The following is a 20163-nucleotide window of genomic DNA, read 5'->3' as shown; positions in this document are numbered from 1 at the left end:
GATATATGTGACAGAACAGTGGCCTTCGGGCGACATTCGTCATTTCATCGTTGCCGCTCGGGGGCGTCTGACCCGAGAATTGGACCGTACCCCATGACCGGTCCGCTGGACCCGTCCTTCGGCGTACGCACGTACCCGCGCGCTCTGCGGGTCGGGAGAGGAGGATCGTGATCAGCGGCATCGACCAAGGTCAGTTCTCCCCCGCCCAGAGACGGACGCTCTCTCTGGAGAGCTGGGCGGCATCCGGCATCCCGTTGCTGCGGGCACCCAGGGAGTTCGTCAGCGAGCTGCACCAGCGGCATCTCCCCCAGCCGGGCACGACGGTGATCGCCGTGCTGGACGCCGAGCACTACGTGACGGCCTCCGCCTCGTTCGCCCCACGCCCGCACAGCGAGGACGGCTGGCAGCACCGCAACGCGATCCTCGCCCACCTGCGCCAGATCACACCGCACGATCTGCGGCTCGGTTCGCCGTGCCGGACGGCGGTGCTGATGCGCTGCCGCGAGGGTTCGGCGGAGTGGACGGAGCAGGACGGCGCCTGGATGTGGGCGCTGCGCGACGCCGCGACACTGCACGGCCTGCGCTGCGGCTCGTACATCGCACTGACGCCGGCCGGGTGGCACTCGCTGGGCGACGGGCGCCGGGGGCGGGCCCCGCACTCGGGCTCCTGGGCCGAGGGGCCGGTGCACACCGTCACCGAGCTGACGCCACGGAACAACCGCGAGCCCGCCGAGGAGCGGGTCTGGCGACCGGCCACCGTCGCCCCCCTCCGCCGCGCGGCCACCAGCTGAGCGCTCCGCTCCGCCGGGCGTCCGCACACGCCGCGAGCCCCGACCCACCCGGGTCAGGGCTCGGTCCCGGGGCACGAACCGCAGTGCCCCGGCAAGTCGGTGACTCAGGCGGGCACCGGACGGTACTCGGCGGGGAACAGCGGGGCGACCTGGTCGGTCTCACCACAGACGACCAGCACCGTGCCGACGTGGTCGAACACCTCGCGCACCGCACGCTCGACCCGGGCGGCGGCGGTGTCGTTGACCACCAGGACCACCACCTCGCGCCGCAACGGACCGGGCGTGACGGCTGCCGCATCGGCGTAGAAGACGTCGCCGCCCTCGGTGAACTGCGCCCAGTAGCCGGCCTCACCGAAGGAGAGCTCGTGCTGCTGCCACGGGTGGGCTTCGCCGACGGTCAGGACCAGGATGTCCTCCGGGCGGCGGCCCGACTCCAGCAACAGATCGACCGCTTCGTCCGCCCGCTCCACGGCGGCCCGGGCGGGCGCGGACACGAACTGCACCGTGGGGCCGGCCCGTCGGGGTGCCGGGCCGGGCTTGGGAGGCTGCACCGGACGCGGCGGCGGCCCGGGCTTGGGAGCCCTCGGCGGGGCCGGGCGCGGACCGGGTACGACGGCCCGCGGCGCGGAAGGCTGGACGGGGACGGGGGACGCGCTGCTGGTGGCAGGCGTGTTGAGGGCTTGTGCGTCCGACTCGCGGGGGAAGGGAACGCCGGGGCCCGGGATGCTCTCGTGAATCTCCGGCTCCTCGGGGAAGGCAGGCATGCCCGAATATCTATCAAATGCCGGTCGGATGCGCACGGGCGCCCCACCCTTTGAGCACAAGAGCCGACGGACAAACCGTCAGAAACCGAGGGTCAGTTGCTCGTCCTGGGGCGGAAGGCTCCGCACCCGCTTGAGGTGGCTCCACCTGGGCAGCGCATCGAGGTAGGACCAGGAGAGCCGGTGGTGCTCGGTCGGGCCGTACTCCTCCAGGGCCGCCCGGTGCACCGGGGAGGGGTAGCCCGCGTTCTCCGCGAAGCCGTAGGCAGGGTGATCGGCACCGACCTCGGCCATCAGCCCGTCCCGGTGGACCTTGGCGAGCACCGAGGCGGCCGAGACGCAGACGCAGGACTGGTCGCCCTTGATCACGGTGCGGACCCGCCACGGGCCCCCGAGATAGTCGTGCTTGCCGTCCAGGATCACGGCGTCAGGCTGGACAGGCAGCGCCTCCAGAGCCCGGACCGCCGCCAGCCGCAGCGCGGCGGTCATCCCGAGCTCGTCGCACTCCACGGCGGAGGCCTCGCCGAGGGCGTAGGCCAGCACCCAGTCGGCCAGTACGGGGGCGAGCGCGTCACGGCGGCGCTCGGTGAGCAGCTTGGAGTCGGTCAGCCCCTCCGGCGGCTTGCGCATACCGGTCACGGCCGCGCCGACCGTCACCGGCCCGGCCCAGGCGCCCCGGCCCACCTCGTCGAGCCCGACCACCACCTGGGCTCCGGCCCGGCGCAGCGAGCGTTCGACCGAGTGGGTCGGGGGGTCGTACGGCATCGGTGGTCCTTCGGCGGTTCCGGGTGGCGGCGCGGCGGCCGGAGCACCGCCCGTCGGGCCAGTCCAGCGTACGTCCTGCCGGACCGCCCCTGAGCCCGAAGGGCTACGGCCGCACCATCGGCAGCAGCACCTCGTCGACCAGGGCGACGCAGAACTCCGGATCCACCGCTCCGGCGCAGACCTTGGCCCGGTACAGCAGCATCGCCGGGGCCACGTCGGCGACCAGCCCGGTGGCGGCGCCGGGTCGGACGTCGCCGCGCAGCTCGCCGCGCCGCAGCACGCCCAGGGTGGCCGCGGTCGCCGGACGGATCACCCGCTCGTTGAGGAACTCCTGGAAGTCACGGGTGCGCTCGATGTCCAACTCGGCCATCAGGGCACGCATCGCAGCACCCACCGGAGACTCCATCACGGCGCCGTACCCCTGGATGAGCTGCAGCAACTCGCTTCGCACGGACCCGAGATCGGGGACTTCCGTCGGGGGTGGCAGAGTGGAGCCCAGGGCGTCGATGATCAGATCGGCCTTCGAGGCCCAGCGTCGGTACAGCGCTGCCTTCCCGGTCTGCGCCGCCCCGGCGATGCCCTCCATCGTCATCCGAGCGAAGCCGCCGGAGGTGAGCTGATCGAGGGCCGCCTCGAAGATGGCGGTCTCCAGGGCCTTGCCGCGCCGACGGGAGGCCGGGCCGACGGCGCCCGCCTCCCTTCCCTCGATCTCCGACGGCTCGCGCCGCACCGCCTGATCCATCATCACCAACCCTAAAGAACGCTTGCGTTCACAATCGGTCACAGCTATTGTCCATGATAGTGAACGTGACCGTTCCTTCAAGGCGGCGTGACACCCACGCGCGCCGCCGTGCTCAGTACCTGTTTGTGCACAGTACCGATCCAAGTACCTGCTCGAGTACTCACAGCCACCAGCTCCAATAGCCAGCAGGGGGATTACATGGCTATCTCGAAGACACTCGCACGGACTTCACCGCCCCAGGCCAGCCGCGGGCAGAACAAGGGCCTCGCCCTCACCGTCATCGCGGCCACCCAGCTCATGGTCGTGCTCGACGCCACCATCGTGAACATCGCGCTTCCCCACATCCAGGACGCGCTCCACTTCTCCGACACCAGCCTGTCCTGGGTGATCAACGCCTACACCCTGACCTTCGGCGGCCTGCTGCTGCTCGGCGGCCGGGCGGGCGACATCCTGGGCCGTCGCCGGGTCTTCATGGTCGGCACGCTGCTCTTCGGGCTCGCCTCCCTGCTCGGCGGCTTCGCCCAGGACTCCAACATGCTGCTCGCCGCACGCGCCCTCCAGGGCATCGGCGGCGCCATCTGCTCGCCCACGGCTTTCGCCCTGATCGCCACCAACTTCGAGGAAGGGCCGGAGCGGAACAAGGCCTTCGGCGTCTTCTCGGCAGTCGCGGGCTCCGGAGCGGCCATCGGCCTGCTGGCCGGCGGCCTGCTCACCGAGTACCTCGACTGGCGCTGGGTGTTCTTCGTCAACGTGCCGATCGCCGCCCTGATCGCCATCGCGGCCCCGCTCTACATCAACGAATCGGAGCGCCAGGAAGGCCGGTTCGACCTCCCGGGCGCCCTCACCTCGACGCTGGGCCTGGTCAGCCTGGTCTACGGCTTCATCCGCGCGGCTTCGCCGGGTGGCTGGAGCGACCCGCTGACCATCGGCTACTTCGCCGCCGGTCTGGTCCTGGTCACCGCGTTCCTGATCATCGAGCGGCGCACCGCACAGCCGATCACCCCGCTCCACCTGTTCTCCGACCGCAACCGCACCGGCAGCCTGGTGATGATGCTCTGCCTGGCCGCGGCCATGGTCGGCATCTTCTTCTACGTCACCATCTTCGTGCAGCGGGTGCTGGGCTACAGCCCGTTGAAGGCAGGCTTCGCCTTCCTCCCGATCAGCGTGGCCATCATCATCGCTGCCCAGATCACCTCGGCCCTGCAGGCCAAGTACGGGCCGAAGCCCTTCATGGCCGGCGGCGCCCTGCTGGTGTCCATCGGCCTCAGCTGGCTGACCCAGACCAGCGCCGACAGCAGTTACCTCGCCGGAGTGCTCGGCCCCACCGTGATCTTCGGCTTCGGCATGGGCCTGATCTTCGTCCCGGTGATGCTCATCTCGGTCTCCGGAGTGGCGGCCAACGAGACCGGTGCCGCCTCGGGCCTGCTCAACTCGATGCAGCAGATCGGTGGTTCACTCGGCCTGTCGATCCTGACCACCGTCTTCGTCACCGCTACTCGGAACGAGGCCAAAAAGCAGGTCCCGGGTTTCCTGGCACACGCCAAGCCCGAGCAACTGGCCGAGTTCAAGGCCAAGCAGCAGTTCCCGCTCGGCACCAGTTGGTACAACGAGGTGCTGGCCCACGGCATAGGCCAGGCGTTCATCGTCGGTGCCGCACTGGCCGTGGTCGCGCTCCTGGTGGCGGTCTTCGCCATCAAGGCCAAGCCGAGTGACCTGGTCACCGAGGGCCAGCCGGTCATGGTGCACTGACAAGAACGCCTTTCCAGCAAGCCTGACAACACGCATGACGGCACCCAGACGGCACGCATGACGGCGCGTCGCGCCACGTGCCATCAGCGCCGATCAGGTTCCGAGCCGCCGGCCGGGTCAGCCCTTGACCGACCCGGCCAGCAGGCCTCGGACGAAGTACCGCTGGAGCCCGAAGAAGACCATCAGCGGGACGATGAGCGACAGGAACGCCCCGGCGGTCAGCAGCTCCCACCGCCCGCCGAAGGAGCCGGAGAGCTGGGCCAGCCGGACGGTCATCGGAGCCACCTCAGGGGTCCCGCCGGCGAAGGTCAGGGCGACCAGCAGGTCGTTCCACACCCACAGGAACTCGAAGATCGCAAAGGAGGCCAAGGCGGGAGTGCAGAGCGGCAGCACGATGGAGCGAAAGATCTTGAAGTGCGAGGCTCCGTCCACCACCGCCGCCTCCATCAGGTCGCGCGGCAGCTGCGAGATGAAGTTGTGCAGCAGGAACGTCGCAAGCGGCAGAGCGAACATGGTGTGCGCCAGCCAGACCGGCGCGTACGTACCGTGCAGGTCGAGCGAAGGGAGGATGGTCACCCCGCCCAGATGGGCACCACCGGAGAACAACTGCAGCAGCGGGATCAGCGCCATCTGCAGCGGCACCACCTGAAGGGCGAAGATGACGAAGAAGACCGTGTCACTGCCCCGGAACCGAACCCAGGCCAGCGCGTAGGCGGCCATCGCCGCGATCACCAGCGGGAAGATCGTGGCGGGGATGCTGATCGCCAACGAGTTGACCAGATAGGGCATCAGTCCGCCGCTGACGCCGAAGCCCCCCTCGAACAGCACCGTGTGGTAGTTGGAGAGGATCAGGTCCGGGTGGGCGAACACCTCCCACCACCCACTGTCCGTAACGTCCTGCTTGGGCCGGAGCGAGGTCGCGAGCAGCCCGAGGGTCGGGATCGTCCACAGCACCGTCACCGCGATCACGAAGACCGAGGCCACCGGACTGCTGAAGGACTTCCGGACCGCACCCACCCCGTCCGCCTGACCTGGCCGACCTGTCTGACCTGGCTGACCTGGCTGACCTGGCTGACCGGACCTACCTGGCTTACGTTCCTTCACCTGCCTGACCTTCACCGGGTCTCACGCTCCTTGCGCAACTGAACAATGTTGTAGGCCACCAGGGGCAGCACCGCGAGGAAGAGAATCACCGCGAGCGCACTTCCTCGCCCGACGTTGAACTGCACGAAGGACTGCGAGTACATCTCGTTGGCCAGCACCTGGGTACCGAAGTTGCCCCCGGTCATGGTGCGGACGATGTCGAAGGCCTTGAGCGTCGTGATCATGACGGTGGTGAGCACCACCACCAGCGTGGTGCGGATCATCGGCACGGTCACGTACCAGAACAGCTGGAGGCCACGCGCACCGTCCAGCCGGGCGGCCTCCGTCACCTCGTCCGGGATGGCCTTGATCGCGGCCGACAGCACCACCATCGCGAAGCCGGTCTGCACCCACACCATCACCGCCATCAGCAGGAAGTTGTTCAGGGGGTGCGAGAGCATCCAGTTCGGCGGGTGCGACCACCCCAGGCTGATCGCGAGCTGGCTGAGCAGCCCGATCTGGTGCTGCGAGGAGTCCCGGGCCTCGTAGACGAACTTCCAGATGATGGACGCCCCGACCAGCGAGACCGCCATCGGCATGAAGATCAGCGACTTGTAGACCGCCTGACGCTTCATCCGGTCGACCAGCAGGGCCAGCACCAGCCCGAGGCCGGTCGCCGCGAGGGGGGCGACCAGCAACCAGAGCAGGGTGTTGAGCAGCACCTGGTGGATCGAGCCGGTGGTCAGCGCCCAGCCGTAGTTCCGCCCGCCCAGGAAGCGGCTCGAGTCGTCGTTGTAGAAGCTCAGATAGATGGTCCGGATCAGTGGTGCCACCAGACCGACCACCAGCAGCGCCAGCGCCGGGCCCAGGAACACCACGATGGCCAACGGCCGACCGAGCCGCCCCCGCGCCCGCCCGGCCGCGAAGAACACCACCAGCAGGATGCCGAGGAACCCTGCCACAGCACCGAAACTGTTTCCTAGCTTGACCGTCGCATCGGTCCATGCCGAATCCGCCAGCACGACCACCGACACCTGCCTGGGCATACGTACCGTCCCTCCTCCGGTCACCTGACCCGTGCTGAGAGCAGACCCCGAGCGCCCTGGGAGCCGACCCGGTGCCGCCCGTACGGCCGGCACCCGTCAGGGCACCTCACGCACGGGCGGCGCAGTCCCGTCTACCGCAGGAACTGCCGGCAAGGGTGTTCGGCCTACGGCCAGGCGCTGTCGATGTCGCCGGCCACCTTGCTGATCGACTGCCCCTCGGCGAACCAGGCCGTGAGGGACTTCCACTCCTGTCCGGCCCCGATCGCGGCGGGCATCAGGTCGGAGGCGTCGAAGCGGAAGGTCGCCGACGGGTCGGTCAGCGCATCGGCGGAGAGCCGGTCGATCGGATCGGTGTAGAGGCTCTTGTCCACGCCCTGGTTGGCCGAGACCCAACCGGTGGAGACCTTCACCCGGCTGCTCGCCCACTCCGAGCTGGAGAGGTAGTTCTGGACCGCCTGCACCTCCGGCCGGTCCGAGAAGGCGGCCAGGAACTCGCCACCACCCTCGACCGGATTGGCCACGGAGGGGTTCACCGCGGGGAGGTGGAAGGCGAAGATGTCCCCGTCCGGCCCGATCTTGGTGCCCTTCGCCCACTGCGCCTGGTAGAAGGACGCCTGCTGGAGCATCCAGCACTTGTTGGTGAGGATCGGCGCACCGGCGTCCTGGAAGGTGGTCGTGGCGATCGACTTCACATCGCCGTAGCCACCGTTCACCCAGGCCGGGTTCTGCATCCAGCCCGCGACTGTCTTCATCGCGTCGGTGATCTTCGCATCGCTGAACTTCACCTGGTGGCTGACCCACTGATCGTAGGTCTCGCCGCCGTAGCTGCCGAGCACGACCTCCTCGAGCCAGTCCGTGGCCGGCCAGCCGGTCGCCGTGCCCGAACCGATGCCACCGCACCAGGGCTTACCGCCACCGGCCTTGGCGATCTTGTCGCTCAGCGCCATCAGATCGGCCCAGGTCTTGGGTACCTCGTACCCGGCCTGCTTGAAGAACTTGGGCGAGTACCAGACCAGCGACTTCATGTTGGCGCTCATCGGAGCCGCGTAGAAGGTGCCGTTGACGGAGCCGTAGGTCCGCCAGACCGGGCTCCACTTGCCCTCGTTGGTCACCGTTTGGGCCGGCGGCTTGACCACCTTGCCGGTCTTCACCATCTGGGCCAGCAGGCCCGGCTGCGGAATGATCGCGAAGTCCGGCGCATTTCCGCCGCTCACCCGCACCTGGAGCTGCGACTCGAAGTCGTTCGCGCCCTCGTAGGAGATCTTGATCCCGGTGCAGGAGCTGAATTCGGCCCAGGATTTCTCCAGGGAGTCCGACTCCGGGCTGAGGATCGAGGCGTACATGGTGACCTTCGTCCCGGCATGCCCCGCGTATGGCTGGTACTTGGCGCAGTCACCGGTGAGCGCCGCCGCCGAACCGCTCGATCCCGAGGAGCCCCCCGAGCTGTTGGAGCAGCCGACGGCCAGAGTCAGAGCGAGAACGGCGGGCCCGGCGAACAGGGCCCGCCGGAGGCGGCCTCGCCGCCGAGTTTCCGAAGTCGGCGATGAGGCCGACGGAGAGGAGGAGAAGATCGCTGGGTGAGGGAGAGTCAATTCGGACCTCCGTGCCAGGGCCTGGGAGCCAGCTGTCAGGCAGTAAGTGACAGAACAACGCTGCGCTGTACCTGAGTGCGATCCGTACCCACTGGGGGTGGAGTTGAAGACGCTAACGCAGCGCACACCTCTCGCCAAGGCGCCCGACCCGAAACCGGCCCACCAATTGCCCCGCCAATTGCCCCACCAATTGCCCCACCAACCACCGCACCGGCCGGCCCAGCAAGGTCCTATCACCGACCGGTCAGCTGACAGTCGATCAGAGACGGACGGGCAGCTCCCGGAGGCTGTTGACCACCATGGTCGGATTGGGCGCGAGCTCGCTCTCCGGCACCGCCAGCGCGATCCCGGGGAAGCGTTCGAACAGCGCGGGCAGCGCCACGGCCGCCTCCAGCCGGGCCAACGGCGCACCCGGGCAGACGTGCGGGCCGTGCCCGAAGGAGAGGTGCCGGGCGGCGGCGCGGGTGGTGTCGAACAGCTCCGCGGTGCCGCCGTGCTGGTCCGGGTCCCGCCCGATCGCGTTGTACGAGATCAGCACGGCGTCGCCCTGCGGGATCACCACCTCGTCGTAGCTGATCTCCTCGGCCGCGAACCGGAACAGGAAGTTACTCGTCGGCGGGGTCCAGCGCAGCGACTCCTCCACCACGGCCGCCCACTCGACCTCACCCGATCGGGCCAGGGCCAACTGCTCGGGGTGGGTGAGCAGGGCCCGCACAGCGTTTGTGATCAGGTTGACCGTGGTCTCGTGGCCCGCCGCGATGATCACCCGAAGGGTGGCCGCCGCCTCCGCGTCGGTGAGCGCACCACCCTCGACGTCGGCCGCCAGCAGAGCGCTGATCAGGTCGTCCCCGGGCGCGGCGCGACGCTGGGCGACCAGGTCGGCAACGAAGGCGTTGAGCGCCGCGATGGTCGCGTGCACGTCCGAGGCGACACTGCTGAAGAAGCGCTCGTACAGGTCCCGGACGTGCCCGTGGTCGCGCTCGGGCACGCCCAGCAGGGTGCCGATCACCGTCATCGGCAGCGGGAAGGCGAACGCCGCCTTCAGGTCCACCACCGGCCCGGCCTCGGCCAGCCGGTCGAGCAGCTCATGGGTGAGCTTCTCGATCTGCGGCCGCATCAGCTCCACCCGGCGCGGCGTGAAGGCCTGCGCCACGATGGACCGAAGCCGCCGGTGCTCGGCCCCGTCGGTGGTGACCATGCTCGGCCCCGGCACCGCCAAGCCGATCAGCGGCCAGCTCTTCGGCACCTCGCCGCGCTGGTAGGCCGCCCAGTGCGCGGCACTCTTGACCAGCCGGGGGTCGGTCAGCAGCTCGCGGGCCGCGCCGTGCCGGGTGACGGCCCAGCCCCGGACGCCACCCAGCAACTCCACCGCCACCACCGGTCCGGCGGCCCGCAGCAGCGCGCCCTCGGCGGCGTTGTCCCGGGCCAGCGGGTCCATCACGATCGGGGCGGCGGCGGTCATCTCGTACTCCTCGAACGGTACAGGTACAGCAGGAACGGGAAAGCAGTCAGCCCACGTAGCCGGGGGTGAAGGCGACGGGCAGCGAGACCAGGGCTCGCACCCAGGCCGAGGGCCGCCAGACCAGCGCGTGTTCGGCCACCGCCAGTCGCAGGTCCGGCAGCCGGTCCAGCAGCACCTCGATGGCCGTGGCGGCGATCACCTCCGCCGCCTCCTGGGCGGGGAAGGGGCAGGAGTGCGGCCCGTAGGAGAAGCTCAGGTAGGCTCGGTTGCCCTCGGCCGGGGCACCGTCCGCCTGACGGACCGACGGATCGGCGTTGGCGCCGGCGAAGCCGAGCAGCACCATGTCCCCCGCCGCGATCCGCTGCCCGCCGAGCTGGGTGTCCCGGGTGGCCCAACGGCCGGCGAAGATCTGGGTCGGGGTGTCCTCCCAGAGCGCCTCGGAGAGCGCCTGGCTGATGCTCCGTCGGCCGCCCGAGAGCGAGGCCGCGAACCGCTCGTCCGTCAGCATCAGCCGCAGCGCGTTGGCGATCCAGTACGCCGAGGGCTGGTGACCGGCGATCAGGATCACCCGCATGTCGCGCATGACCTCCTCGTCGGTCAGCCCGGCCTGGTGCTCCAGCAGCCTAGAGGTGATGTCGGCACCGGGGTGCTCACGCTTCTCCCGTACCAGCGCGAGCATGCTGTCGAGCAGCTGCTGCGCACCCGCCTGGGCGTCGGCGCCGCCGTCCAGCATCGAGAGCAGGCCCTGGATCAGCACCGGTGCCTCGTCCTCGCCCAGCCCGAACAGCTGGCAGAGCACCAGCAGCGGCATCCGGTGCGCGTACTCGGCCACCAGCTCGGCCTCGCCCCGACCCGCGAACCCGTCGATCAGCCGGTCTGCGATCTCCTCGCAGTGCTTGCGGAGCTCGTACGGGTCGACCCCGGCCAGCGCGTCGGTGATCGCGCCCTTGCGGCGCTGGTGCTCCTCGCCCTCCGCGTACAGCACGGAAGGCACCGGCGCCATCATCGGCTTGAGCGGCCAGTCGGCCGGGATCTCGGGCCAGAGGTTCCACCGGGTGGAGTCCCGCCCGAAGAGCTTGGGCTGGCCGGTCACCTGCTGCAGCTCGCGGTAGCCGATCACCAGCCAGGCCGGTACGCCCCCAGCCAGCTCGATCCGGGCGACCGGGCCGTGGGTCTCGCGCAGCTCCCGGTACAGCTGGCCCGGGTCGGTCTGGAAGCGCGGTCCGTAGAGCGGGGTCGCGTCCGGGTGCGCGGGGCAGCCCGACGGCGGGGTGGCGGCGGGCTCTGTCACGACGTCATCTCCTGTTCAACCACGGCAGCTCCAACCACGGCAGCTCCAACCACAGCGGCTCCAACCACAGCAGCCGGTACAAGCTCGAAATCCTCAGCCTCAGCCGCGACCGCGACGCCGGCCTCAGCCTCAGCCGCGACCGGGGAGGCGCCGGCCTCGGCCTCGGCCAGGCGCTGCAGGTGGCGGACCAGCTCGATCAGCACCTGCTTGCTGGACTCCCGGTCCCGGGCGTCGCAGTCCAGCAGCGGCACGCCCTCCGGCAGGTCGAGAGCGGCCCGGACCTCGGCCAGGCTGTGCCGAGGCTCCTCGAAGTTGTTCCGGGCCACCACGAACGGCGTGCCGTGATGCTCCAGCCGGTCGATCGCGTACCAGGACTCCTCCAGCCGCCGGGTGTCCACCAGCACCACCGCACCCAGCGCGCCCGCGAACAGCCGGTCCCAGAGGAACCAGAACCGCTCCTGCCCGGGAGCGCCGAACAGGTAGAGCACGTTCCGGTCGTTGAGGGTGATCCGGCCGAAGTCGAAGGCGACCGTGGTCGAGCGCTTGCCCCAGGCCGCCGAGGGGTCGTCGATCCCCTCGCCCGCCCTGGTCATCGTCTCCTCGGTGTTGAGCGGACGGATCTCGCTCACCGCGCCGACCAGGGTCGTCTTGCCCACCCCGAAGCCGCCGACCACCACGATCTTCAGCCCGTTGTCGACAGTGCTGCGCAGCGCCGTACGCCCACCGGCACCACCACCCCCGCCCGCACCGGCACCGGCACCGGCACCACCTGCAGCGGCGTCAGAGTTGTTGGAGTCCATGCAGCACCTGCTTCAGCATGTCGAGATCGGGGAGACGGGCCTTGGTCGGGGCGAACCGCGGGTGCCGGGCGGTGATCCGCCCAGTCTCCAGCAGGTCGCCGAGCAGGATCTTGACCACGCTCACCGGCAGCGCCAGCGCGGCCGCGATCTCCACCACGGCCGTCGGCTCGGCGCACATCCGCAGGATGCGGGCGTGCTCGGACTGCATGCCCGGCTCCGGCTCCCGCTCCGTGACGATCAGCGTCACCAGGTCGAAAGCGTGCTCCGGCGGGCGGCTGCGGCCCCGGGTTACGGTGTAGAGCCGGTCCGGGTCGTCGTCCCGGGCAGGGATGCCCCGGCGCTCGCTCACGCCGGGCTCGGGGCGTCGATCCGGCTCGTCGGCTCACTGGGCCCGCGCTGCTCCAGCACCCGGCCCGACCGGTCGGCCTCCGACCCGTCGGCGGGCGCCTCGGAGCCCGCCTCACGCGGCGGAGCACTCAGGTAGGCGCCGATCTGCTCGATCAGGCCGAGCATGTTGTGCCCGACAACGCCCACATCGGCGTCGTCGTCGGTGACCACCGCGAGGTGGGCCCCCTCCCCCGCCGCGACGATGCACAGGATCCCGCCGTGGAACTCCGTCATCGACTGCCGGACCCCGCCGGTGCCGTCGCCGAACTCGATCGAGGCCCCGTGGGCCAGGCTCTGCATCCCGGAGGCGATCGCCGAGAGCTGATCGGCCTGGTCCACCGTCAGCCCGGACGTGTGGCAGAGCTTCAGCCCGTCGGCCGAGAGGACCAGCGCGTGGCGGGCGCCGGGGGTGGCGGTCAGCAGGTTCTCCAACAGCCAGTCGAGATCGCGGTCGGTTGTGCTGCTCATCAGGCGTCGTCCTTCGGGAGTGCGTCGGTGGTGTCGGGCCCCGGGGCGTCCGGCCCCGGCTGCAGGGCCCTGCGGAAGGCGCCGAACCGGGCCGCCGTGAGAGTGGCGGCGGGCCGTGGCGGGGTCGGCTGTGCGGTGGCGGCCGGTCGGGCCGCCCCAGCGGACTGGGCGGAGGCGAGGGTCTGGCCCCGGCGCCGCTGCGGCAGGGCCGACCCGTCACCGGTCTCGCTCGGCCGCTGGTGCTGGGGGCCGGTACCGGTGCTGGCTCCCGCTCCCGCGCCCGAAGGCTCGGCGACGGACCGGGACTCCAGCGCCGCCCGGGTCGGCCGGGCGACGACCGCGGTCGGCACCACCGGAGCGGCGACAGCAGCGGTACCGGCGCCGGGAGCCGGCGCGGCCTCCGGCCCCGGGTGGGTGATCAGCTGAGCCGGGATCAGCATCACCACACCCGTACCGCCCCGGGCGGAGGGCCGGAAGGAGATCGAGAGCCCGTGCTTGCGGGCCAGCGAACCGACCACCGCCAGGCCGATCCTGGTCCCGGCGGAGAGCGCCGTGAGGTCCAGCGGCTCGGGCGAGACCGCCCGCTCGGCGCGGCTCAGCCAGCTGTCGCTGAGCCCGAGGCCACCGTCCTCGACGGTGATCACCAGGCCGGCGTGGGCCTCCTCGACGTACACGTGCACCTCGGCGGGCGGCGCCGAGAAGTTGGTCGCGTTGTCCAGCAGTTCGGCCAGCGCGTGCATCACACCCTCGGCCGCGTACCCGGCCACGGCCGCCGTGCTCGCCGAGTGCAGCCGCACCCGCTGGTACGCGCCGATCCGGCCGAGCGCACCGCGCAGGATGCTCTCGACGCTGATCGGCTTCGCCCAGCGACGGCCCGAGCGCGCGCCGGTGAGCACCGCGATGCTGTCCGCCAGCCGCCCGGCCTGAGCGGTGGAGTGGTCGAGGGTGAGCAGGTCGCCGAGCACGTCCTCGCCGTGCCGGTGCTGCATCTCGCGCAACTCGGCGTGCATGCTGGTGGCCAGCGCCTGGACGCGGCCCGCCGCCGTGGCGCAGACGGCGAGCGCGGCGGCGCGCTGGCGCTCGCCCCGGCCGACCTCCTCCGCGACGTAGCGCAGCAGTCCGGCGTGGGCCGAGCCGCGGTGGGCGGCCAGTACGGTCTCGACCGAACGGCCACCGCGCAACCCCTGGACCACCTCGGGCAGCACCTCGCCCGCGATCCGGTCCAGCTCCGCGCGGTCCGCCCGGGCCAGCTCCGCGAACTCCCCGAGCTCGGTGTTGGCGGCCTCGGCCGCCACCAGCGCCGCCCGGACGCCGGTCAGGTCCGCCCGGGCGGCCTCGGCGGCCGACTCGGCGCCGGCCAGCGCGGACCGGAGCGCGGCCACCGAGGCATGAGCGGACGTCAGGTCGGCGCGCAGCTCGGCGTTCTGGACGCGGCCCCGGGCCGCCTCCTCCCGGTGGTACTCCAGCCCTTCCCGGGTACGGGCGACCCGGCCCGCCTGCGCGGCGGCCAGCACGGCCAGCACGCACCACAGCAGGAACCCGCCGAAGGCGGTGGCCGCGACGGCGGCCCGGTGCGTCTCGGCGGCGGTGGCCACGGCCACCGCCCCGGCTCCCGCACCGACCAGGATGCCCGCCACCGCCCAGGTGACGGTTCTGCCGTCAAGTCGTCGGTACGCCCCGCGGACGTGGGGTATGGGAGCGGTCATCAATCTGTCCTCGGGGGCGGCGGCAGATCAGGGGCGGACGACGGCACGCCGACATCCGGAGCACTGATGAGCACGCTCCGGACAGTTGTTCAGCACACGCGGTCACCAGATCATATCCATTTATCACCTTTGCTCAATGCGCCCCAAAGCACCTGAAGGTCAGCCGCCCTGCCGACCGCTCAGGCGCCCGGGGCCATTGCTCAGGCGAGAGCCGCCCGCAGCGCCACCTCCAGCTCCCCCGGGTCGATCCCCTGCCCCCGCAGGACCTGGACCGCCACCCCGCCGCCCTCCGCGAGGATTCCGAGGATCAGGTGCCGGGCCTCGATCCGGTCGGCCCGCTCCGCGGTGGCCTGCTGGAGCGCGAGCGAGAGCACCCGCTTCGCCTGGTCGGTCCACCGGACCGCGCCCCGGCGGCGCCGCTTGGGCGGCACGACGGGCACGTCCAGCGCGCCCGCCCCGAAGCTCGCCTCCACCGCCTCCCGGACGGCTTCCAGATCCACCCCGATCGAGGCCAGTGCAGCCTCGTCGCCCTCCGGGTGCGGCGCCCCGAGCAGCCGGGCGACCGTACCCCGGGCCGACACCAGCTCCAGCCCGGCCCCGCGCAGCGCACGGGCCGCCGGATCATCGGGCAGGGCGAGCACCCCGAGCAGCAGGTGCTCGGTACCGAAGTGTTCGTGCCGCAGTCGGGACGCCTCCTGCACGGCGCCCGCGACCGCCTGCCGGGCACCGTCGGTGAACCGTTCGAACATCGTCAGCCCTCTTCTCCGCCGAAGCCCCGTCGGGCGTACTTCTTGTGGACGGCCTGCCTGCTGACCCCCAGACAGGTCGCGATCTCCTGCCAGGACCAGCCCTTGACCCGGGCGTTCCCGACCTGGAGCTCCTCCAGCCGGTCCGCCAAGTCCCGTAGGGCCCGGACGGCTCGCAGGCCGACGGCCGGGTCGCGGCTGCCCGCGGCAGCCGCGAGCTGTGCACTCTCGCTCATTCCACCCCCTCCTCCTTGATGTCAACTTAGGTTGACGCCGTCCGAGTGTCAACCTAAGTTGACAGATGAGGTCCGGAACGCGGACCCGCCGCAGACCTCGGCGGCCCTGCGGGGGTCCTCGGCCGTGAGCTGCGCCGCCAGCTCGCCGGCCTGCGCGGCCGGGTCGTCACCAGAGACCGAGACGGTCACCCTCAACTGGGCCCAGGGGCGGCCGCCCCCGATCGCGGAGCGGCCCGGCTGGAACAGGAGGACGGTGACGTACACGGCGCCGCAGCATCCCTCCGTGCACTCGGCCTCGGCCGGCCGGACCGGCCGGGGAGTGTCCGTCGCACTCAGCGGCGTGTCCGGGCCCAGCAGCTGCCCCGGATCCGCTGCCGGCCCCTCGTCGAAGACCTCGGCCAGGATGTCCCGTCCGTCGACGATCGGTCGGCATGCCACGGTGGCCTGCCCGGCGCCGGGCGGTGGCACGACGATGCGGAGGGAGAGTCGGTTCGCTGATGCGGAGGGAGAGCCGGTTCGCTTCTGTGGTCACCCGCCCGATGATCGCCGGACCACAACGATGGTCACCGAACCGACAACAGCCGTCAGTCGCGTTTCCCACCCGGGAAGGGTGCGGGAACGCCGAAGGGACCGGCCTCGGGCCGGTCCCTTCGTGACCTACTGGTCAGCTGCGCCTACGGGCAGGCGGTCAGCTGCAGCCGCTGGTGGAGCCGCAGCCCTCGCAGAGGTAGCAGCTGCCGGCGCGGCGCATCTTGGTGCCGCAGGAGAAGCAGAGCGGGGCGTCCGCGTTCAGGCCGAGCTGGATCTCCATCAGCTCGGTCGAGTTGTGCGCCTGGGCCGGGGCCGCCTTGGGCTTCTCGACGGCCGGAGCCGGGGTCGGGGCCGACGTGCGGGAGACCGACTGGGCCAGCGTCTCGGTGTCCATCTCCTCGGCCTCGATCGGCTCGTAGGAGCCGGTGTCGAGGTGGCGCTGCCGCTCCTCGATCGAGTGGATGCCGAGCGCCGAGCGGGTCTCGAACGGCAGGAAGTCGAGCGCCAGGCGGCGGAAGATGTAGTCGACGATGGACTGCGCCATCCGCACGTCCGGGTCGTCGGTGAGGCCGGCCGGCTCGAAGCGCATGTTGGTGAACTTCGCGACGTAGGTCTCCAGCGGCACGCCGTACTGCATACCGACCGAGACGGCGATCGAGAAGGCGTCCATCATGCCCGCGAGGGTCGAGCCCTGCTTGGACATCTTGAGGAAGACCTCGCCCAGACCGTCGTCCGGGTAGGAGTTGGCCGTCATGTAGCCCTCGGCACCACCCACCGTGAAGGAGGTGGTGATGCCCGGACGGCCCTTCGGCAGACGCTTGCGGACCGGGCGGTACTCGACCACCTTCTCGACCGCGACGGCGGCCGGGGCGGCAGCCGGGGCCTCGACGGCCGCGGCGGGAGCCTTCTTCGCCGACAGCGGCTGGCCGACCTTGCAGTTGTCGCGGTAGATCGCCAGCGCCTTGACGCCGAGCTTCCACGCCTCGAAGTAGATCTCCTCGATCTCCTCGACCGTGGCGATCTCCGGCATGTTGACCGTCTTGGAGATGGCGCCGGAGATCCAGGGCTGGATCGCCGCCATCATCCGGACGTGGCCCATCGCGGAGATGACCCGCTCGCCCATCGCGCAGTCGAACACCTCGTAGTGCGCGGGCTTGAGGCCCGGCGCGCCGACCACGTTGCCGTGCTCGGAGATGAACGCGACGATCGCCTCGATCTGCTCGTCCTGGTAGCCCAGACGCTTGAGCGCGCGCGGCACGGTGCCGTTCACGATCTGCATCGAGCCGCCGCCGACCAGCTTCTTGAACTTGACCAGGGCGAGGTCGGGCTCGACGCCGGTGGTGTCGCAGTCCATCATCAGGCCGATGGTGCCGGTCGGGGCCAGCACCGAGGCCTGCGCGTTGCGGAAGCCGTGCTCGGCGCCCAGGCGCAGCACATCGGCCCAGGTCTCGGTCGCGGCGGCCCAGACCGGGGCGTCCAGGTCGTCGGCGGGCGACGCGGCGGCGTTGGCGTCCGCGTGCTGCTGCATGACCCGCTGGTGCGGCTCGGCGTTGCGGGCGTAGCCGTCGTACGGGCCGACCACGCCGGCCAGCTCGGCGCCGCGGCGGTAGGCGGTACCGGTCATCAGCGAGGTGATCGCCCCGGCCAGCGCGCGGCCGCCCTCGGAGTCGTACGCGTGGCCGGTGGCCATCAGCAGGGCGCCGAGGTTGGCGTAGCCGATGCCCAGCTGGCGGTAGGCGCGGGTGGTCTCGCCGATCTTCTCGGTCGGGAAGTCGGCGAAGCAGATCGAGATGTCCATCGCGGTGATGACCAGCTCGACGACCTTGGCGAAGGTCGCGGCATCGAACGAGTCGTCCGGGCGCAGGAACTTCATGAGGTTGAGCGAGGCGAGGTTGCAGCTGGAGTTGTCCAGGTGCATGTACTCGGAGCAGGGGTTGGACGCGTTGATCCGGCCCGACTCCGGGCAGGTGTGCCAGTGGTTGATGGTCGAGTCGTACTGAATGCCCGGGTCGGCGCAGGCCCAGGCGGCCTCGGCCATCTTGCGGAAGAGCTTCTTCGCGTCGACGGTCTCGATGACCTCGCCGGTCATCCGGGCGCGCAGGCCGAACTCGGTGCCGTTCTCGACCGCCGTCATGAACTCATCCGAGACACGGACGGAGTTGTTGGCGTTCTGGTACTGCACGGAGGTGATGTCGTCACCGCCGAGGTCCATGTCGAAGCCCGCGTCGCGCAGGGCGCGGATCTTCTCCTCCTCCTTCACCTTGGTGTCGATGAAGGCCTCGACGTCCGGGTGGTCCACGTCGAGCACGACCATCTTGGCCGCGCGGCGGGTCGCGCCACCGGACTTGATCGTCCCGGCGGAGGCGTCGGCCCCGCGCATGAAGGAGACCGGGCCGGAGGCGTTGCCGCCGGAGGAGAGCAGCTCCTTGGAGGAGCGGATGCGGGAGAGGTTCAGGCCGGCGCCGGAGCCGCCCTTGAAGATCATGCCCTCCTCCTTGTACCAGTCGAGGATCGACTCCATGGAGTCGTCGACGGCCAGGATGAAGCAGGCGGAGACCTGCTGGGGCTGCTTGGTGCCGACGTTGAACCAGACCGGCGAGTTGAAGCTGAACACCTGGTGGAGGAGGGCGTGGGTCAGCTCGTGCTCGAAGATCTCGGCATCGTCCGCAGTGGCGAAGTAGCCGTTCTTCTCGCCGGCGGCGCGGTAGGTGAGCACCACACGGTCGATGATCTGCTTGAGGCTCCACTCGCGCTGCGGGGTGCCGACCGCGCCGCGGAAGTACTTGCTGGTGACGATGTTGACCGCGTTGACCGACCAGAAGTCGGGGAACTCCACGCCGCGCTGCTCGAAGTTGATCGAGCCGTCACGCCAGTTGGTCATGACGACGTCGCGGCGCTCCCAGGTCACCTGGTCGTAGGGGTGGACACCAGGAGTGGTGTAGATGCGCCCGATCCGCAGGCCGCCCTTCGGCGCAGCCTTGCCGGCGCCCTTGGCGGTCTTCTCGGACTTCGACCCGCGCGCGGAACCGCTCGTCGTGTCAGTCACTTCGTACTCCTCCTCCTGGGCAAACGCCCTCGGCACCCCAGACCTTCCGGGTGCCGCTGGTTCGCTTCTCCTGGTGTGCTCAGTCGGCCGGAGCTGTCGGACGCTGCGCACGATTTGTGGTGTTCTGTGCCCGATTTCCGGGCAGGCGGCAGCCACGGTCCGCCGCCGGAGCGGCTGGTCATGGCTTGGGTCGAGCTGAAAGTCGGGCTATGAACAGAGTCGAGCTGAGAGCTGAGCCGTGGGTGGTGCGGGGGCCGGGCGATCAGGTCGCGGCGGCGGGGACGGGCACGGCGCCCGCCTCGGCGAGGGACTGCTCGGCGCGGAGCTCCGCGATGGCCGCCTCGAAGTCCTCGAGCCCGTCGTACGCGCGGTACACGGACGCGAAGCGCAGGTAGGCGACCACGTCGAGCTGCTTGAGCGGGCCCAGTATGGCGAGCCCGACGTCGTGCGTCGAGAGTTCGGCGCTGCCGCTGGCCCGCACGCACTCCTCGACCCGCTGGCCGAGCTGCGCGAGCGCGTCCTCGGTCACCGGGCGGCCCTGGCAGGCCTTGCGGACGCCGGAGATCACCTTCTCGCGGGAGAAGGGTTCGGTCACCCCGCTGCGCTTGATGACCATCAGCGTGGCCGTCTCCACCGTGGTGAAACGACGGCTGCAGTCCGGGCACTGGCGGCGGCGGCGGATCGAACTGCCGTCGTCGCTGGCGCGGCTGTCCACCACGCGGCTGTCCGGATGCCGACAGAAGGGGCAGTGCACTTGGGGAATCCCTCCATGGCAGCTTCGGGCGGACCTGACCAGCCTACACGGTTCGGCCGAGGCAGCCACACGCCCGACCACAACTTGTAGGCCCGAGCCGGGAGACTGGCACAAGATCTAGGGTGTCGAGGGGCGCCACGCCGAATCAGAGCCCGATCGGGTCGAAAAGTTCACCCGCCGTGAAATAGACTCCCGAAGTCGGCCGGA

At 70.5% G+C, this 20163-nt stretch carries 18 protein-coding genes and 1 pseudogene; 2 read left to right on the top strand and 17 right to left on the bottom strand.

Going from position 1 to position 20163, the window contains the following annotated elements; genetic code table 11:
• Nucleotides 1-167: 167 nt before the first annotated feature.
• Nucleotides 168-791: a hypothetical protein gene (locus tag ABT095_RS17210; protein WP_502884904.1), complete on the top strand. Its 624-nt coding sequence runs from the start codon at nt 168-170 to the stop codon at nt 789-791.
• A gap of 104 nt (nt 792-895) precedes the next feature.
• Here ABT095_RS17210 and ABT095_RS17205 read toward each other — a convergent pair whose 3' ends face one another.
• The 3 genes from ABT095_RS17205 to ABT095_RS17195 all read right to left on the bottom strand — a co-directional run bounded on the left by ABT095_RS17205 (nt 896) and on the right by ABT095_RS17195 (nt 3062).
• Entirely contained in the window at nt 896-1285 is a 390-nt protein-coding gene (locus ABT095_RS17205) for a hypothetical protein (RefSeq protein WP_350530240.1), read from the bottom strand.
• A gap of 348 nt (nt 1286-1633) precedes the next feature.
• Complete coding sequence (rnhB, locus tag ABT095_RS17200) at nt 1634-2317, bottom strand: ribonuclease HII (protein WP_350530239.1); 684 nt, start codon at nt 2315-2317, stop codon at nt 1634-1636.
• A gap of 103 nt (nt 2318-2420) precedes the next feature.
• Nucleotides 2421-3062 carry a TetR/AcrR family transcriptional regulator gene (locus tag ABT095_RS17195; RefSeq protein WP_350530238.1) on the bottom strand — a complete coding sequence of 214 codons (642 nt, stop codon included), beginning with the start codon at nt 3060-3062 and terminating at the stop codon, nt 2421-2423.
• Between the two features lie 195 nt (nt 3063-3257).
• Between ABT095_RS17195 and ABT095_RS17190 the strand changes: the two genes are divergently transcribed.
• Nucleotides 3258-4808, top strand: a complete 1551-nt coding sequence (locus ABT095_RS17190) for an MFS transporter (protein WP_350530237.1) — start codon at nt 3258-3260, stop codon at nt 4806-4808.
• Between the two features lie 117 nt (nt 4809-4925).
• Here ABT095_RS17190 and ABT095_RS17185 read toward each other — a convergent pair whose 3' ends face one another.
• The 14 genes and pseudogenes from ABT095_RS17185 to nrdR form a co-directional block, all read right to left on the bottom strand.
• Nucleotides 4926-5825 carry a carbohydrate ABC transporter permease gene (locus tag ABT095_RS17185; RefSeq protein ID WP_350530236.1) on the bottom strand — a complete coding sequence of 300 codons (900 nt, stop codon included), beginning with the start codon at nt 5823-5825 and terminating at the stop codon, nt 4926-4928.
• Nucleotides 5826-5923: 98 nt separating this feature from the next.
• Nucleotides 5924-6937 carry a carbohydrate ABC transporter permease gene (locus tag ABT095_RS17180; RefSeq protein ID WP_350530235.1) on the bottom strand — a complete coding sequence of 338 codons (1014 nt, stop codon included), beginning with the start codon at nt 6935-6937 and terminating at the stop codon, nt 5924-5926.
• 164 nt (nt 6938-7101) lie between these two features.
• Nucleotides 7102-8280 carry an ABC transporter substrate-binding protein gene (locus ABT095_RS17175; RefSeq protein ID WP_350530234.1) on the bottom strand — a complete coding sequence of 393 codons (1179 nt, stop codon included), beginning with the start codon at nt 8278-8280 and terminating at the stop codon, nt 7102-7104.
• A gap of 508 nt (nt 8281-8788) precedes the next feature.
• Nucleotides 8789-9991 carry a cytochrome P450 family protein gene (locus ABT095_RS17170; protein WP_350530233.1) on the bottom strand — a complete coding sequence of 401 codons (1203 nt, stop codon included), beginning with the start codon at nt 9989-9991 and terminating at the stop codon, nt 8789-8791.
• Between the two features lie 46 nt (nt 9992-10037).
• On the bottom strand, nt 10038-11282 hold the full coding sequence (locus tag ABT095_RS17165) for a cytochrome P450 (protein ID WP_350530232.1): 1245 nt from the start codon (nt 11280-11282) through the stop codon (nt 10038-10040).
• Nucleotides 11279-12082, bottom strand: coding sequence for a GTP-binding protein (locus ABT095_RS17160; protein WP_350530231.1), 804 nt, complete (start codon nt 12080-12082; stop codon nt 11279-11281). The genes ABT095_RS17165 and ABT095_RS17160 overlap by 4 nt, the downstream gene beginning before the upstream one ends.
• Nucleotides 12063-12431, bottom strand: a complete 369-nt coding sequence (locus ABT095_RS17155) for a DUF742 domain-containing protein (RefSeq protein WP_350530230.1) — start codon at nt 12429-12431, stop codon at nt 12063-12065. Before ABT095_RS17155 ends, ABT095_RS17160 begins: the two co-directional genes overlap by 20 nt.
• Nucleotides 12432-12526: 95 nt before the next feature.
• Nucleotides 12527-12937, bottom strand: a pseudogene (locus ABT095_RS17150) (roadblock/LC7 domain-containing protein); the annotation flags it as partial.
• Complete coding sequence (locus tag ABT095_RS17145) at nt 12937-14643, bottom strand: sensor histidine kinase (protein ID WP_350530229.1); 1707 nt, start codon at nt 14641-14643, stop codon at nt 12937-12939. The pseudogene ABT095_RS17150 and the gene ABT095_RS17145, both read right to left, overlap by 1 nt.
• 200 nt (nt 14644-14843) lie before the next feature.
• Nucleotides 14844-15392 (bottom strand): Clp protease N-terminal domain-containing protein, encoded by a 549-nt coding sequence (locus ABT095_RS17140; RefSeq protein WP_350530228.1) that lies wholly within the window; start codon nt 15390-15392, stop codon nt 14844-14846.
• 2 nt (nt 15393-15394) lie between these two features.
• A complete protein-coding gene (locus ABT095_RS17135; RefSeq protein WP_350530227.1) occupies nt 15395-15625 on the bottom strand; it encodes an RNA polymerase subunit sigma-70 in 231 nt (76 codons plus the stop codon).
• Between the two features lie 48 nt (nt 15626-15673).
• Entirely contained in the window at nt 15674-16063 is a 390-nt protein-coding gene (locus ABT095_RS17130; RefSeq protein WP_350530226.1) for a hypothetical protein, read from the bottom strand.
• 250 nt (nt 16064-16313) lie between these two features.
• Nucleotides 16314-19202 (bottom strand): vitamin B12-dependent ribonucleotide reductase, encoded by a 2889-nt coding sequence (locus ABT095_RS17125; protein ID WP_350530225.1) that lies wholly within the window; start codon nt 19200-19202, stop codon nt 16314-16316.
• Between the two features lie 262 nt (nt 19203-19464).
• Nucleotides 19465-19956 carry a transcriptional regulator NrdR gene (gene nrdR, locus ABT095_RS17120; RefSeq protein WP_350530224.1) on the bottom strand — a complete coding sequence of 164 codons (492 nt, stop codon included), beginning with the start codon at nt 19954-19956 and terminating at the stop codon, nt 19465-19467.
• Nucleotides 19957-20163: the final 207 nt, after the last annotated feature.

It is taken from the genome of Kitasatospora sp. NPDC002227, from assembly GCF_040296285.1.
GTDB lineage: Bacteria > Actinomycetota > Actinomycetes > Streptomycetales > Streptomycetaceae > Kitasatospora.
This window is presented reverse-complemented; position numbering and strand designations above follow the sequence as displayed.